We start from the raw sequence: 16023 nt of genomic DNA, 5'->3' as shown, positions 1-16023 counted from the left end.
TAAGAAATCACTTGAATAGTAGCAGTAAGCTCTTTGTGCAGTAAGGATTTTTCCTGTTCTGCATATCCAGAACGTTGTCAAAAGCCGACGCTTGTAACTGAGTGCAAGCGGGTCGGCGGGGCCAAAACGATGTCTGCAAACGTAAAAGTGTGACGCTCCGCAAGCACCCCGATATCCCCCGGTTTCCAGGATTTTTATAATAGTGACGCGACTTTACGATTGCCTACATGCCCTCCACGCCCACCCCTCCTGATTCAAACTCCAGCCCGGCCAAGTCAAGCTCCTCCGGCAAGTCCTGGCTGCCGCGCTGGCTGGTCAAGCTCCTTTTATGGAGCACGGGCCTGTTGCTGGCGGGCGTCGTCAGCGTCCTGCTGTTCGTGGCCGTGGCCCTGTCGGTCGCCTACCCCAACCTGCCCGACATCTCGGACCTGGTGGACTACCGGCCCAAGCTGCCGCTGCGCGTTTTTTCCGCTGACGGCGTGGTGATCGGCGAGTTCGGCGAGGAGCGGCGCAGCCTGACCCCCATCCAGGACATCCCCCAGGTCATGAAGGACGCCGTCCTGGCCATTGAGGACGCGCGCTTTTTCTCCCATGGCGGCGTCGACTACCTGGGCGTGATCCGCGCCGGCTTCGCCAACGTGGGCCGCGCCAAGAGCCAGGGCGCGTCCACCATCACCATGCAGGTGGCCCGTAACGTCTACCTCTCGGCGGAAAAAAGCTATACCCGCAAGATCTATGAAATCCTGCTGACCTTCAAGCTGGAGCACATGCTGACCAAGGACCAGATCCTTGAGATCTATATGAACCAGATCTTTCTGGGCAACCGGGCCTACGGTTTTGCCGCGGCCTCGGAGGCCTATTTCGGCAAGCCGCTCAAGAACATCTCCATTTCCGAGGCGGCCATGCTGGCCGGCCTGCCCAAGGCGCCGTCGGCCTACAACCCTATCATCAACCCCAAGCGCGCCCGGGCGCGCCAGCTCTACATCATCGAGCGCATGGAGGAAAACGGCTTCATCACGGCCGAGCAGGCCAAAGCCGCCAAGGAAGAGCCCCTGAAAGTCAGGACCGGGCCCGACGCCGGCCGGGTGCATGCCGAGTACGTGGCCGAGACGGTGCGCCAGCTGATCTACAACCAGTACGGCGACGAAACCTACACCCGCGGCCTGAACGTCTACACCACGCTGCGCGCCACCGATCAGGCCGTGGCCTACAAGGCGCTGCGCAAGGGCATCATGGATTACGAGCGCCGCCAGATCTACCGCGGCCCCGAGAAATTCATAGACCTGCCCGTCAACCCCCAGGAAACCGAGGATGCGATTGACGACGCGCTGACCGACAACCCCGACAACGGCGATGTAATGTCGGCCGTGGTGCTGGAGGCCAATCCCAAGCGCATCCTGGCCATGCGCCAGAACAGCGAAACCGTCGAAATCACCGGCGACGGGCTCAAACCCGCGCAGTCCGGCCTGGCCGAGAAAGCCGGCCCGAACATCAAGATACGCCGCGGCGCCCTGATCCGCGTGGCAAAAACGCCGAAAAACACCTGGGAGATCACCCAGCTGCCCGAGGTTGAGGGCGCATTCGTGGCGCTGGACCCGCGCGACGGCTCCATACGCGCGCTGGTGGGCGGCTTTGATTTCGAGAAAAACAAGTTCAACCACGTCACCCAGGCCTGGCGCCAGCCCGGCTCCAGCTTCAAGCCCTTTATCTACTCGGCCGCGCTGGAAAAAGGCTTCACCCCGGCCACCGTGGTCAACGATGCCCCCCTGTTCTTTGATGCCGGCGTGACCGGCGGCCAACCCTGGGAGCCGAAAAACTATGACGGCACCTTCGACGGCCCCATGAGTCTGCGGACCGGCCTGAAGAAATCCAAGAACATGATTTCCATCCGCATCCTGCAGGCCATAGGCGCGCCCTACGCCCAGGACTGGATCACGCATTTCGGCTTTGAGGCGGAAAAACACCCGGCCTATCTGACCATGGCGCTGGGCGCCGGTTCGGTCACGCCCATGCAGATGGTGACCGCCTACTCCGTGTTCGCCAACGGCGGCTACCGCGTCAACCCCTACCTGGTCACCAAAATCACCGACCAGCGCGGCAAGGTGCTGCTGGAGACCAAGCCTCCCGCGCTGGACGAGTCGGCCCGCGGCATAGACGCGCGCAACGCCTTCATCATGGACAGCCTGCTGCAGGAAGTCGCGCGCTCGGGCACAGCGGCCAGGGCGCAGGCCACGCTCAAGCGGCCCGACCTCTACGGCAAGACCGGCACGACCAATGACTCCATAGACACCTGGTTCGTGGGTTTCCAGCCCACACTGGCGGCAGCGGTCTGGATGGGTTACGACACACCCAAAAAGCTGGGCGACCGGGAAACCGGCGGCGGCCTGAGCCTGCCGATCTGGATCAATTACATGGAATACGCCCTCAAGGGAGTGCCGGTCGCCGAATACCCGCCGCCCGAAGGTGTCGTTAATGTGGGCAACGAGTGGTATTACAGCGAATACGCCCGGGGCTCGGGTGTCAGCACCGTGGGCGTCCAGCAGGACCCGGCGGCGGCCAACCCCGGCCAGGCGGCCAGCGCGCCGGCGGGCGGCGCGATCCAGGTCCTGCCGCCTTCGGACGAGAAAAAGCGCATCCTGGATTTGTTCAAGAACTGAGCGCGCAGCGCGGCACGCATGAAAAAACGGCCCTCACGGGGCCGTTTTTTTATTTCCGATGAAATTTCCGGAACCTCAGTCCTGTGCCTTGAACACCAGCGGCTGGCCAGCCTGCTCACTGGCATAACGCGACAGATTGGCGAAGAACTCGCTGAAATCCTTGGTGTCGGCCCAGCGCCCTTCCCTGTATTTATAGTGAAACCCGCCGGCCTTGGCCGCCATCCAGATTTCCTGCAAGGGCTTTTGCAGGTTGATCACGATTTGACTGCGGTTGGAAAAGGTCAGCGTGACCATGCCGCCGGTGCGCTGGTTGTCGATGTCCGCACTGGTTTCATCGTTGATCCGGTCGCAGCCCGCTTCCACCGCCTGGAGCGCGCGTTCGGCCAGATCCTGGTATTCAAGGTCCGTCATTACAATCCCGTCATGGTTTCTTCAGCTCAAATTTTAGGCCGTCGCCGCAATCCCGCCTTACGGCATGGCCTTGTGGCCATTGTGGCCGGCGCCGCCCTGCTGGCCGGTTGCGGCCAAAAAGGCCCGCTGTACCTCCCGGTGCCTCCCAAGGTTCCGGCCGCAGCCCGTCCCGCCCAGCCCGCCACCACGCTTCCCGAGGCGCCGACCGCACCGGCCTTGCCGGCTTCCGCCGCCCGCTAAGCCAGCTGACTGTATTTGCCTGCCCGCGCCACCAGGCTTCAGGCAGACACCGGCCTGAACCTTCAAATCCAAGGCGACGGCTGAAATTCACCTTGAATCGGTCATAGCGCGCAGGCCGCGCCCTCCTTAAGATACCCCGAACCCTCACAGCCCACTCACTCCCATGACCCGTCCATCCCTCCCCGGCCATCCGCATTTCGCCTACCGCGAGGGCGAGCTGTTCGTTGAAAACCTCAGCCTGCGCGAGCTCGCCGCCGCGCACGGCACACCGCTCTTCGTCTACTCCAAGGCCGCCATGCTGTCGGCACTGGCCGCCTACCAGCGCGGCTTTGCCGGCCGCGATGCGCAAATTTGCTACGCCATGAAGGCCAACTCCTCGCTGGGCGTGCTGCAGGTGTTCGCCCGCGCCGGCTGCGGCTTCGACATCGTCTCGGGTGGCGAGCTGGACCGCGTGCTGGCGGCCGGCGGCGAGGCCGGCAAGATCATTTTTTCGGGCGTGGGCAAAACCCGCGCCGAGATGCGCCAGGCGCTGGGCGCCGGCATAGGCTGCTTCAACGTCGAGAGCGAAGCCGAGCTGGACGTGCTGTCTGAAGTCGCGCTGGCTCAGGGCCTGCGCGCGCCCGTCAGCATACGCGTCAACCCCAATGTGGACCCCAAGACCCACCCCTATATTTCCACGGGCCTGAAGGACAACAAGTTTGGCGTGGCGCATGAAGAGGCGCTGCGCATCTATCGGCATGCGGCTTCGCTCAAGGGCCTGCGCGTCGTCGGCATCGACTGCCACATCGGCTCGCAGATCACCGAGGCCACGCCCTACCTCGACGCCATGGACCGGGTGCTGGACCTGGTGGCCTCCATCGAAGCCGCCGGCATCCCGCTGGAACACATCGATTTCGGCGGCGGCCTGGGCATCAACTACAACAACGACACCCCGCCCGAGGCCGATGCCCTGTGGCAGCAGCTGCTGGCCCGGCTCGACGCGCGCGGCTACGGCGGCAAGAAGCTCATGATTGAACCCGGCCGTTCGCTGGTCGGCAATGCCGGCGTGTGCCTGACGCAAGTGCTTTACGTCAAGCCCGGTGAGCACAAGAATTTCTGCATCATCGATGCGGCCATGAACGACCTGCCGCGCCCCGCCATGTACCAGGCTTTCCACGCCATCGTCCCGCTATCGACGGCCGCCACCCAGGGCGCATCCGAAATGACTTACGACGTGGTCGGGCCGGTCTGCGAAAGCGGCGACTGGATAGGCCGGGACCGCGCGCTCGCCGTGGCGGCGGGCGACCCGTTGGCCGTGATGTCGGCCGGCGCCTACTGCATGAGCATGGCCAGCAACTACAACACCCGCGGCCGTGCCGCCGAACTGCTGGTCGATGGCGACAAAGCGCACCTGATCCGCCGCCGCGAAACCGCGCAAGACCAGATGCGGCAGGAACAGCTGGTGGCCGGCTGAAGGCCGGCGGCGGTGCCAGCTACGGCGGCTGTCGCTAGGACAGCTTGCCGCGCACGCCGTAGGCGGGCTGCGGCTTCTTTTTCCTGAGGAACTGCTGCACGCGCCAGCCCAGGAGCACGGCGATGATCGCGGCGTAGACAAACACCTCGGCGAAATTGTTCTTGCCTGCGCGCATCCAGAAGAAATGCAGCAGCCCCAGGCCGGCGATCAGGTAAACCAGCTTGTGCAGCCACTGCCAGCGCTTGGCGCCCATGGCTTTGATCGCGGCATTAAACGACGTGGCCGCCAGCGGGGTCAGCAGCACAAAGGCCGAAAAACCCACCAGGATAAAAGGCCGCTTGGCGATGTCCTTGGCAATGTCGGCAAAGTCAAAGCCCATGTCGAACCAGCTGTAGCTCAGCAGGTGAACGACGACATAGAAGTACGCGAACAACCCCAGCATACGCCTGAAACGCGCCAGCGCCGGCGTGCCGCTGATGACCCGAAGCGGCGTGACCGCCAGGACGATGCAGATAAACCGCAGCGTCCAGTCGCCGGTGGCGCGTATCAGCGCCTCGGCCGGATTGGCACCCAGTTGGTTGCTGAAGGCGCCGTAGAACAGCCAGGCAAAGGGCAACAGGCAGGCGACGAAGAGGATGGGTTTTGCGGCAGGATGCAGCAACCATTTTTGCCGCGCCGCCAACAGGGTGGCCATCAGAAGTTCTTCTTGAGGTCCATGCCGGCGTAGAGCTGGCCCACCTGGGCCTCATAGCCGTTGAACATCAGGGTTTTGCGCTTCTTGGCGAACAGGCCGTCTTCACCGATGCGGCGTTCGGTGGCCTGGCTCCAGCGCGGGTGATCCACGTCGGGGTTCACGTTCGAATAGAAACCGTACTCCTGCGCCGCGGCCTTGTTCCAGGCCGTGCGCGGCTCCTTGTCGGTGAAGCGAATCTTGACGATGCTTTTGCCGCTCTTGAAGCCGTACTTCCAGGGAAGCACCATGCGCACCGGCGCGCCGTTCTGGTTGGGCAGCACTTCACCGTACATGCCAAAGGCCAGCAGCGCCAGCGGGTGCATGGCTTCATCCATGCGCAGGGCTTCCACATAAGGCCAGTCGAGCACGCGCGAGCCCACAAAAGGCATGGTCTTGGGGTCGGCCAGGGTGATGAACTCGACGTATTTGGCGCTGCCCAGGGGCTCGACCTTCTTGATCAGTTCAGACAATGAATAGCCGACCCAGGGAATCACCATGGACCAGCCCTCCACGCAGCGCAGGCGGTAAATGCGCTCTTCCTGCGGGGCCAGCTTGACGAGGTCTTCCAGCGTGAAGGTCTTGGGCTGCTTGACCAGGCCCTCGACGGCCACCGACCAGGGTTTGGTCACCAGCGTGTGGGCATTCCTGGCCGGATCGGCCTTGTCGGTGCCGAACTCGTAGTAATTGTTGTAGCTGGAGGCGTCTTTGTAGTCGGTGATTTTTTCCAGGGTCACCGCGCCGGCCACCGCCGATTTGCCGCCGGGCAGCGCCGCGAGCTTGCCGGGTTTTTGCACCGTCTGCGCCATCGCCTGACGCCCCGCCCAGCTGGCCATGGCCGCACCCGCGGCGCCCGTGGCCATGAGCTTGATCAGGTCGCGGCGGCCGTGGTAAATGCCCTGCGGCGTGATCTCGCTGGGAACAGGGTGGTCGAAGCCGCTGGCGTGGGTTTTGATGAGCATGGGGGCGTCCTTGATAAATCCGTTATGGCTTAGTCTAAATACGCGTCAGGTTCTTACACGGATTCGGCCAGCGGCTTCTACAAGGACTCCTCGCCGGCTACAAGGTTCCGTAGCTGTGCAGGCCCGAGAGGAACATATTGACGCCCAGGAAGGCAAACGAGGTGACCGCCAGCCCCACCAGGGCCCACCAGGCGGCAACCGTGCCGCGCAAGCCCTTCATGAGCCGCATGTGCAGCCAGGCCGCGTAGTTGAGCCAGACGATCAGCGCCCAGGTTTCCTTGGGGTCCCAGCTCCAGTAGCCGCCCCAGGCCTCGGCGGCCCACAAGGCACCCAGCACCGTGGCGATGGTGAAGAAGGCAAAGCCGACGGCAATCGCCTTGTACATCACGTCATCCAGAATCTCAAAGCTGGGCAGTCGCGCCGCGATGCGCTTGCGGCCCAGCAGGATGCCGGCGGCGATCAGCCCCGACACCGCGAGGTAGCCGACCCAGTAGTAGCTGCCGCCCACTTCGGCCGGCGACTTGCTGCGAAACACGATGGGCACAAAACACAGCACGACACCCAGCAGCCACAGTGGCGTGAGCCGGTACCACTGCTTTTCATCGGCCTGCTGCTTGATCAGGTAAGACAGCGAGACCATGGCGGCCAGCGAGAACATGCCGTAGCCGATAAAGTTGGCCGGCACATGCAGCTTCATCCACCAGCTTTTGAGGGCGGGCACCAGCGGCTGGATTTCATGGGCTTCGCGCACCACGGTGTACCAGAGCAGGAAGCCGACCGCGGCGCTGACCACCAGCATCACGAACGCACCCAGCGCGCGCGTGTTGTACTGCGATTCAAAGTAGAGGTAGAAGGCCGCCGTCATCCAGCAAAACAGCACGAAGACTTCATACAGGTTGCTCACGGGAATGTGGCCGACATCGGCACCGATCAGGTAGCTCTCATACCAGCGCACCAGCGTGCCGATCAGCGCCATGCCGACGGCCACCCAGGCGATTTTGGAACCCAGCGACTCCAGCGTGCCGCTCTGGCCTTTGGCGAACATGCCCAGCCAGTAAAAAATCGTGCTCATGAAAAACAGCACACTCATCCACAGGATGGCCGACTGGCTGGAGAGGAAGTACTTGAGCCAGAACACCTGGTCGGCGCGCGCGAGATCGCCCTGGTAGGACGCAATGCCCAGCAGCGCGAAGGCGCTCACCACCACCATGAGCACCCGCAGCGGCCGCCAGAACCAGCCCATCGCGACGGCCGCCGGAATAGCCGCCAGCAGGATGCCTTTTTCGTAGACGTCCATGAACGCGCCGTAGCGCGCGAAGGCGTAGAGAAAGCCGCCGGCGACCAGCGCGGCGAATACCCAGTCCAGCACGTTGCGCCGGGCGAAATAGCCTTCGTTAAGACTGAGCGTGCTGTCGCCGCCGGCCTTCAGCGTGGTGGTGTTCACCGCCGTGGTATTGATGGTGGAGGTATTCATAAAGGCGCCTGCAACAGTTTCGTTTTCAACATCTCGAACTCCTTGTCGCCATCCAGGGTCTTGCGGTTGGTGGACAAGGCCATGGTGGCTTGGCTGCTTGAGGATGATTCTGGCATTGAACCCGCGGCATTGCCACCCTCGCCCCGGTCGCCCGGCGCCAGCCAGACCCAGACGCGGCGCTCGCGCACATAGAGCATGGCGAACACGCCCAGGATGAGCAAGGCGCAGCCCAGGTACACAATGGTTTTGCCCGGGGCGCGCGCCACCTGGAACACGCTGGCCTGGACCTGGGTGAAATCCTTGAGCTCAAAAGCCATGGGCGCGGGGTAAAAATGGGCGTCCGACAGGCTCAGCACCATCTGCGACATAAAGCCCAGGGTTTTTTCGTCCTGCGCCATGGGCTTGAGCCCGGCCTGCTCGCGCGTCATCTGGGCCAGCTCGAACAGCGCGCCGTTGAGGATGCGCACCAGCACCTCGCCGGCGCGGTTGCGCTCGGCCTCGGGCACGTTGGCTTCCATGAAATCGGAAATCGCCTGCAGGCCCGCCGTGGTCTTTCCGTTGCCGTTGACGGCATCGGGGCCGCTACCGGCAAACAGCGCCAGCGCGCGCGAGGCCGAGGCCGCGAGCTGCTGCGCCAGTTCAGGCCGTTCGCGGCCTATGGCCTGGCTGGCATAACGCCTGACGGCCAGCTCGCGCTGGGCCGGGTTGGCGAGCGCGGCGCGCAGGCGCAAAAAGGTGTCCATGCCGCCTTCGGCATCAACCGGAATGCGTAGGTACTGGAAGGGAGCCGAGGGCGTCTCGCGCACGCCCAGCAGGTAGACCGCCGGGCTGTTTTCGCCGGGGTCGGTCTTGACCGGCAGCATGTAGTTGTGGAACTCGCGGGCCTGGCCGGCGGCGTCGCGCAGCTTGTAGCTCACGCTGGGCCCGACATTGCGCAGCTCTTTTTGCGTGACCGTCTTGTTGGCCGCGCCCAGGCGCGAATCGATGGCCTGGTGCAGGTCAACCTTGCGCACGTCGGCGCCCGAGCCACCCATGTTGCCGCCCGAGGCGAAGTTTTCAACGTTGATGACGCGCAGCGCGGTGTACTCGAGCGTCAGTTTTTCGGCGCCCTCGCCCTGGCCGTTGCTCAGGCTGCTGGTGCCGCCTATCGTGCCCTGGATTTCAAACGGCTTGGTGGCCGCCGCCATGGGAATGGCCTTGAGCGTGACACTGGAGCCGCCGTCGTCAAAGCTCGACTGGTAGATCTCGATGCCCCGGTGGCGCGCCGGGTGGTTGACCTCCACGCGCGCCGGAATCTTCTCGCCGGTTTCCTTGTCGTGGATGATGATGTCGCTGGCGAACAGCTTGGGCATGCCGGTCGAGTAGTACTCGACGATGAATTTTTTCAGCTCGATGGAAAACGGCAGCTCCTGCAGCAGCACGCCGCCGGGCTGGTTCAGGATGGCGGTGCCGGACTGCGTGCCCTCGGCCACCAGCAGGTTGGCGCGAAAGGTCGGGTTGCTGTCGCTCAGGCGGTATTTCGCCGGCACGTCGGCGATCAGGCCGCCACCGGTGTAGATGGATTTTCCGTTGAGCCACATCTGCGCGCGCACGATCATGTCGCCGTCCAGCAAGCCGCCCACGCACACCAGCACGATGGCGCTGTGCGCCGCGATGTAGCCGAGCTTGTTGGCCGCGCCTTTCTTGGCGGCCACCATCCAGCCGCCACCTTCGGGCGTCCGGCGCTGCTGCAGCTTGACCTTCCAGCCGCTTTGCACCAGCGTCTGGCCGATGCGGCGCGCGGCGGCTTCGGGCGCTTCAGCCAGCGCGGCCTCGGCGCGGTGGCCGAAGGCCTTGAGGCTTTGCTCGCGGACGTTCTCCTTGAGCTGGCTCAGGTCCGCCAGGATTTTGGGCGTGTTGCGCGCGATGCACAGCGAGGTGGAAATCACCAGAAAGGCCAGGATCAGCAAAAACCACCAGGCGCTGTAGACCGTGTTCAGGCTCAGCAGGCTGAAGGCCTGTGCCCAGAACGGGCCGAACTGATTTACATAGTTGCCCAACGGCTCCGCCTGCTTGAGCACCGTGCCGATGATGGACGCAATGCAGATCACCGTCAGCAGCGAAATGGAAAACCGCATGGACGACAGCAGTTCCACCGACGCCCGCAAACTGCGGGAGCCCCAATTGACTTTCAAACCCTGGGTGGAAACTGTCATGCTTTAAGTGGAACCGGATCGGCTGGCGGCAGCCGGCAAGGGAAAAAGAAAAAGGCGGGCCTTCATCAGAAAGACCCGCCTTGGTGTGATTGGTTTTAGCGGCTTGGGTTCAATACTGCAGTCGGCCTGCGTGTATTTTCGGCAAAAAAGCCCGCCTAGGCGGGCAGCGGCTTAGCGCAAGCCGGCAATGTAGTCGGCCAGGGCGCGGATTTCGCGGTCGTTGAGCTTGGCGGCGACCTGGGTCATGGGGATGCTGTTCTTGCGGCCGCCGTCACGGAAGGCCGTCAGCTGCGTCACGGTGTAGTCGGCATGCTGGCCGCCCAGGCGCGGGTACTGCGAGGGAATGCCGGCGCCGGTCGGGCTGTGGCAGCCAGCGCAGGCGGCGATCTGGCGGTCCTGCACGCCGCCGCGGTAGATGCGCTCACCGAGGGCGACCAGTTCCTTGTCCTTGGCAAAGCCGGTCTTGGCTTTTTTCGAGGTGGCCCAGTAGGCGATGTTTTTCATGTCATCGTCGGACAGCGCCGAGGCGAAGCCCTGCATGATGGGGTTTTTGCGCTTGCCGGATTTGAACTCCTGCAGCTGCTTGACCAGGTATTCGGGGTGCTGCTGCGCCAGCTTGGGGTTGGCCGGCGTGCCGGAATTGCCATCGGCGCCGTGGCAGCTCGCGCACACGGCGGTGAAGCTGGCCTCGCCCTTGACCAGGTCGGGTTTGGCAACCTTGGCCGGAGCCGCTGCGGCGGCCGGGGCGGCATCGTGCGCGGGTGCGGCTGCTTCGCCGGCGGCGAAGGACGATACGGCGGGCACGGCCAGCAAAGCGGCCAGGAGGGAAGTAACGAACAGCTTCATATCGGGGGTTTTAATTGGTTGGCGCACAAAACGTATAACTTTCTGATTTTACAATGGCTTCAGGGCACCCCCGATTATTCGGGGTCTTGCCGCGGCAAGCCGCCGGGAGCTCCCTGCCGGTTGACGGCCTCCCAAGCCCCGCCCACAGGGGCTTTGGCCCCTTTCAACGCATGCCGCCGGCATGCAAACGACCTTCAGGGACCGCCCGACCATGACCTCCGCACCGCCGCCCAAACCAGCTCCCGCCGCATCCGGCGCCCCCGACCCCAAGATCGCCATGGGCTGGCTGCACACGGCCAAGTTCCTCACCACCGCACCCGAACTCAAGCACCTGCCGCGCGTCGACGTGCCCGAAATCGCCTTCGTGGGCCGCTCCAACGCGGGCAAATCCACCTGTATCAACACCTTGACGCAGCAGCACAGGCTGGCTTTTGCCTCCAAGACACCCGGGCGCACACAAAGCATCAACCTGTTCAGCCTGGGCAAGCAGGGTGTGATGGACGCGGTGCTGGCCGACCTGCCGGGTTACGGCTATGCGGCCGTGCCCAAGGAAGCCAAATACCGCTGGCAGCAGGTGATGGGCAACTATTTGCAGACGCGCGACAACCTCAAGGCCGTGGTGCTGCTGTGCGACCCGCGCCTGGGCCTGACCGAGCTCGACGAAATCCTGCTGGACGTAATCCGGCCGCGCGTCGAGGAAGGCCTGAAATTCCTGGTGCTGCTGACCAAATCGGACAAGCTCAACAAGACCGAGGCGGCCAAGGCGCTGTCCATTGTGCGACTGCAGGCCGGCGGCGGAGACGTCAAACTCTTTTCTTCGCTGAAGCGCCAGGGCGTCGAGGAAGTCGCCCAGCATTTATGGGACTGGGCGCACCCGGCTGACACTGAAAAGCCGGGCAAGCCCGCCAAGGCTGCGCCCGACGACTTGCCTGAAATCAACGATTGAGGCCGGCCGGCGCTTTCGGCCCCGGATAGAAAGCGTAGTGCCATGATTGAAACCCGTTTGCAGGCCCTGCCCCATGGCATCACCCTGTCCTGCCGCGCCAGCGGCGCCCGAGGCCGGCCCGTGCTGATGTTTTTGCACGGCTTTCCCGAAGCCGCTTTTGTCTGGGACGGCCTGCTGGAACACTTTGCCCGGCCTGAAAACGGCGGCTTTCGCTGCATCGCACCCAATCTGCGCGGCTTTGAACAATCCAGCGCGCCGGCCGAGGCCGCCGCTTACCGGCCCAAGCACCTGGTGCAGGACATCGCGGCGCTGATCGCACTGGAGGGCGGACAACTCGAATGCCTGGTTGCCCATGACTGGGGCGGCGCGGTAGCCTGGAACCTCGCGGCCGGCCATCCGGCCCTGATGAAAAAACTGGCCATCATCAACTCGCCGCATCCCGGCACTTTTTTGCGCGAGCTGCAGCAGTCACCGGCGCAGCAGGCCGCCAGTGCCTATATGAATTTCCTGATCCGCCCCGACGCCGAGGTGCTGCTGGCCGAGGACGACTTTCGCCGCCTGTGGGAGTTTTTCACCCACATGGGCGCGGCCGACGGCCCGCACGCCTGGCTCACCGATGCGCTGCGCGAGCAATACCGCGGCATCTGGCGCCAGGGACTGACCGGCCCCTGCAACTATTACCGCGCCTCGCCGCTGCGCCCTCCCCGGCCAGGCCCGCCGCACAACGACCCGGCCGCGGCCGCCGTGACGATTCCACGCGAGATGCTGGAAATCCATCTTCCCACCCTGGTGCTCTGGGCCATGGACGACATCGCCCTGCCGGCGGCCCTGCTGGACGGGTTGCAGGACTATGTGCCGCAGATGGCGTTGCAGCGCATCGCGGGGGCGACCCATTGGATCATCCACGAGCAACCGGCCTTGGTGGCGGCCTACCTGCGGGATTTTTTGCGCTAGCGGCCGCGGGCCTGCCAGCTCAATACATCGAAGGGTCACCCTCGGGCCGGGTCTTGAAGCGCTTGTGCACCCAGTAATACTGCGCCGGCATGGTTTCGATGTAGTCGCGCAGCCGCGCGTTCATGAGCGCGGTGTCGGCCACCGGGTCTTCACTGGGGAAATCGTCCCAGGCCGGCAGCACCTGCACCTCGTAGCCGGTGGCGGTGATGCGCGGCAGCAGCGGCAATACCTTGGCGCGGCCCAGCCTGGCAAAGCGCGAGAGCGAGGGCACGGTGGCGGTAGGCACGCCGAAAAAAGGCACAAACACCGAATCGCCGGCACCGAAATCCATGTCCGGCAGCAAATACAGCGGCTGGCCTTCGCGCAGCGCCGCGACGATGGGTTTGACGCCGGCCGCGCGGCCGAACAGGCGCAGGTTGCCGAAGCGCCGGCGCCCGCGCAGTATCCAGCGGTCCACCAGCTTGTTGGACTGGTCGGTGTAAATCGTGGTGGAAGGCCTGGGCATCTGCAGCGCCACCGCGGTCCAGGCCGCGTCCAGGCCCACAAAATGCGGCAGGAAAATCACTGTGGGCGCGTTGCCTGCGAGTTCATCGATAGCGCCCGTCAGGTGCACGCGGCGCTGCACCCAGGCCTTGGGCGCATGCCACAGCCAGGCGCGGTCGAGCCAGGCCTGGGCGAAGTACACAAAGGTCTGCACATTCAGGCGGCGCCGCTCTTCGGTGGAAAGCGCCGGGAAACACAGGGCCAGGTTGGTGTCCACCACACGCCGGCGAGCACCCACCACGGCATACAGCGCCCAGCCGAGCAGCACGCCCAGGCCGCGCGTCCAGGAAAGCGGCACCAGGGCCAGCAGCTGCATAAAAAGAATGCCGCCGCGGGTTACGAGCCGGCTGGCCATCTGGCGGACAGTCTTCAAAGCGGTGCTTCCTTGCGTGGTGTCTTGTAGCGTGCGTAGCCCCACAGGTACTGGCCGGGCTGGCTCAGCACAATGGCTTCAATCGCGCGGTTGATCTGCGTTACGGCCTGCAGCAGTTCGGCACGCGGCTTGCCGGCGTCGTCGGGTTGGACCCCTTGGACCGCCGGCCATATCTTGAGGAAGTAGCCGCTGCCATGCGGCAGGCGCTCGCAGCTTACCGGCAGCAGCACCGCCCCGCTTTGCAGCGCCAGCCGCGCCGCCAGGGTCATGGTGTAAGCCGGTTTGCCGAAGAACGGCGCCCAGACGCCCAGCCCCTCGGGCGGCACCTGGTCGGTCAGCAGCGCCACAGCCTGGTTGGCCTTGAGGGTTTTGTGCATCAGGCGGATACCGCTCAGGGATGCGGGAACCACGGTGAGGTTGGCGCGGTCGCGGGCCAGGCGCTCCAGCCGCGCCAGCCAAGCCTTGCGCGCGGGCCGGTAAATGGCGGTGATGGGGCCGTAGAGTTCAGCCAGCGCCTGCGGGCCCAGCTCAAAACTGCCGCAATGCGGGCCGAAAAAAATCACGCCGCGGCCTTGCGCGAAAGCGCTTTCGGCATGGGCCTGGCCCTCCACGCGCACATTGCCCAGGCAGGATTCCGTGGCGGGCCGCATCCACAGTTTGGGCAGTTCGGCGATAAAGCGCCCGGCCTCGGCAATCGCCGGGCGGGCCAGCTCAAAGGGCAGGCCGGCCTGCGCCACATGGGCCCGGAACTGCGCGCGGTAGCGCGGGCTCAGCGCCCAGACCAGCCAACCCAGCGCCGCGCCCAGCGCATGCAGGGCGGCCAACGGCCAGAGGGCGAAAAATCGGAACAACCAGGGCATTGGTCAGAAAAAAGGGGTATTGATGGGCCAATCCAGCCGAAAAAGGGCTGTCTTATAATGAGGGCTGTCGCCGAGTTATTGAACAACTTGCAGGGCGACATTAAACCAAACTGCTAAAGCGTTCGCCGAAGCACCCCAGCCGGCAACGCGCCGACAAACTTCATGGAGTGTACGCAATGGCGAACGATTTTCTCTTTACATCCGAATCCGTCTCCGAAGGCCATCCCGACAAGGTCGCCGACCAGATTTCCGACGCGATTCTCGATGCGATCTTCAAACAGGACCCGCGCAGCCGCGTCGCCGCCGAGACCCTGACCAACACCGGCCTGGTCGTGCTGGCCGGCGAAATCACCACCAACGCCCACGTTGACTACATCCAGGTCGCGCGCGACACCATCAAGCGCATCGGCTACGACAACACCGAATACGGCATCGACTACAAGGGTTGCGCCGTCATGGTCTGCTACGACAAGCAGTCCAACGACATCGCCCAGGGCGTGGACCACGCCTCCGACGACCACCTGAACATAGGCGCCGGCGACCAGGGCCTGATGTTCGGTTACGCCTGCGATGAAACGCCCGAACTGATGCCCGCGCCGATTTATTACGCGCACCGCCTGGTCGAGCGCCAGGCCCAGCTGCGCAAGGACGGCCGTCTGCCTTTCCTGCGCCCCGACGCAAAAAGCCAGGTGACCATGCGCTACGTGGACGGCAAGCCGCACAGCATCGACACCGTGGTGCTGTCGACCCAGCACAGCCCCGACCAGAGCGAGACCCCGCACAAGATGAAGGCCTCTTTCAACGAAGCCATCATCGAGGAAATCATCAAGCCGGTGCTGCCCAAGGGCATGCTGACCAAGGACACCCGTTTCCTGATCAACCCGACCGGCCGCTTCGTCATCGGCGGCCCGCAGGGCGACTGCGGCCTGACCGGCCGCAAGATCATCGTCGACACCTACGGCGGCGCCTGCCCGCACGGCGGCGGCGCCTTCAGCGGCAAGGACCCCAGCAAGGTGGACCGCTCGGCCGCCTACGCCGCCCGCTACGTCGCCAAGAACATCGTGGCAGCCGGCCTGGCCCGCCAGTGCCAGATTCAGGTGGCGTACGCCATCGGCGTGGCCAAGCCCATGAACGTCACGGTCTATACCGAAGGCACGGGCGTGATCTCCGACGAAAAACTCTCGGCCCTGGTCAACGAGCACTTCGACCTGCGCCCCAAGGGCATCATCCAGATGCTGGACCTGCTGCGCCCCATCTACGAAAAGACGGCAGCCTACGGCCACTTCGGCCGCGACGAACCGGAATTCACGTGGGAACGTACTGATAAAGCTGCTGCGCTTCGCGCTGCAGCCGGCCTGTAAGGCCGCCGGGCAAGGCGG

Annotated in this window: 14 protein-coding genes; 6 read left to right on the top strand and 8 right to left on the bottom strand. The window is 64.3% G+C overall.

The genetic code is table 11. The features are described 5' to 3' along the window. The first annotated feature begins 227 nt into the window (after positions 1–227). The gene (locus BLQ85_RS14130; protein WP_074577891.1) at positions 228–2657 is read left to right on the top strand and encodes a penicillin-binding protein 1A; all 2430 of its coding nucleotides are present in this window, start codon (positions 228–230) and stop codon (positions 2655–2657) included. 75 nt (positions 2658–2732) lie between these two features. Here BLQ85_RS14130 and cyaY read toward each other — a convergent pair whose 3' ends face one another. Further along, positions 2733–3068, bottom strand: coding sequence for an iron donor protein CyaY (gene cyaY, locus BLQ85_RS14125; protein WP_074577890.1), 336 nt, complete (start codon positions 3066–3068; stop codon positions 2733–2735). A gap of 72 nt (positions 3069–3140) precedes the next feature. Between cyaY and BLQ85_RS14120 the strand changes: the two genes are divergently transcribed. Both BLQ85_RS14120 and lysA read left to right on the top strand, forming a co-directional pair. Beyond that, the gene (locus BLQ85_RS14120) at positions 3141–3308 is read left to right on the top strand and encodes an LPS translocon maturation chaperone LptM (protein WP_254806443.1); all 168 of its coding nucleotides are present in this window, start codon (positions 3141–3143) and stop codon (positions 3306–3308) included. A gap of 163 nt (positions 3309–3471) precedes the next feature. Next, entirely contained in the window at positions 3472–4761 is a 1290-nt protein-coding gene (lysA, locus tag BLQ85_RS14115) for a diaminopimelate decarboxylase (protein WP_074577888.1), read from the top strand. A gap of 34 nt (positions 4762–4795) precedes the next feature. Here the strand turns inward: lysA and BLQ85_RS14110 are convergent, their stop codons facing one another. The 5 genes from BLQ85_RS14110 to BLQ85_RS14090 all read right to left on the bottom strand — a co-directional run bounded on the left by BLQ85_RS14110 (position 4796) and on the right by BLQ85_RS14090 (position 10968). Then, positions 4796–5455 (bottom strand): protein-methionine-sulfoxide reductase heme-binding subunit MsrQ, encoded by a 660-nt coding sequence (locus BLQ85_RS14110; protein WP_074577887.1) that lies wholly within the window; start codon positions 5453–5455, stop codon positions 4796–4798. Continuing rightward, entirely contained in the window at positions 5455–6453 is a 999-nt protein-coding gene (gene msrP, locus BLQ85_RS14105; protein WP_074577886.1) for a protein-methionine-sulfoxide reductase catalytic subunit MsrP, read from the bottom strand. The genes BLQ85_RS14110 and msrP overlap by 1 nt, the downstream gene beginning before the upstream one ends. A 97-nt stretch (positions 6454–6550) precedes the next feature. Next, the gene (gene ccsB, locus BLQ85_RS14100) at positions 6551–7927 is read right to left on the bottom strand and encodes a c-type cytochrome biogenesis protein CcsB (protein WP_175456122.1); all 1377 of its coding nucleotides are present in this window, start codon (positions 7925–7927) and stop codon (positions 6551–6553) included. Then, positions 7924–10122 (bottom strand): cytochrome c biogenesis protein ResB, encoded by a 2199-nt coding sequence (locus tag BLQ85_RS14095; protein ID WP_074577885.1) that lies wholly within the window; start codon positions 10120–10122, stop codon positions 7924–7926. The genes ccsB and BLQ85_RS14095 overlap by 4 nt, the downstream gene beginning before the upstream one ends. Positions 10123–10293: 171 nt before the next feature. After that, on the bottom strand, positions 10294–10968 hold the full coding sequence (locus BLQ85_RS14090) for a c-type cytochrome (protein WP_074577884.1): 675 nt from the start codon (positions 10966–10968) through the stop codon (positions 10294–10296). Between the two features lie 211 nt (positions 10969–11179). Here BLQ85_RS14090 and yihA point away from each other — a divergent pair, with 211 nt between their 5' ends. Both yihA and BLQ85_RS14080 read left to right on the top strand, forming a co-directional pair. Beyond that, on the top strand, positions 11180–11914 hold the full coding sequence (yihA, locus tag BLQ85_RS14085) for a ribosome biogenesis GTP-binding protein YihA/YsxC (protein WP_074578210.1): 735 nt from the start codon (positions 11180–11182) through the stop codon (positions 11912–11914). A gap of 42 nt (positions 11915–11956) precedes the next feature. Beyond that, entirely contained in the window at positions 11957–12868 is a 912-nt protein-coding gene (locus BLQ85_RS14080; protein ID WP_074577883.1) for an alpha/beta fold hydrolase, read from the top strand. A gap of 19 nt (positions 12869–12887) precedes the next feature. On the opposite strand, the gene BLQ85_RS14075 is transcribed toward BLQ85_RS14080, so the two are convergent. Further along, positions 12888–13784, bottom strand: a complete 897-nt coding sequence (locus tag BLQ85_RS14075; RefSeq protein WP_175456121.1) for a lysophospholipid acyltransferase family protein — start codon at positions 13782–13784, stop codon at positions 12888–12890. Further along, positions 13781–14644, bottom strand: coding sequence for a lysophospholipid acyltransferase family protein (locus tag BLQ85_RS14070; RefSeq protein WP_074577881.1), 864 nt, complete (start codon positions 14642–14644; stop codon positions 13781–13783). The genes BLQ85_RS14075 and BLQ85_RS14070 overlap by 4 nt, the downstream gene beginning before the upstream one ends. A gap of 176 nt (positions 14645–14820) precedes the next feature. Here BLQ85_RS14070 and metK point away from each other — a divergent pair, with 176 nt between their 5' ends. Next, positions 14821–16005 carry a methionine adenosyltransferase gene (gene metK, locus BLQ85_RS14065; RefSeq protein WP_074577880.1) on the top strand — a complete coding sequence of 395 codons (1185 nt, stop codon included), beginning with the start codon at positions 14821–14823 and terminating at the stop codon, positions 16003–16005. The last annotated feature ends 18 nt before the right edge of the window (positions 16006–16023 follow it).

It is taken from the genome of Polaromonas sp. JS666 (assembly GCF_900103405.1).
GTDB lineage: Bacteria > Pseudomonadota > Gammaproteobacteria > Burkholderiales > Burkholderiaceae_C > Polaromonas.
This window is presented reverse-complemented; position numbering and strand designations above follow the sequence as displayed.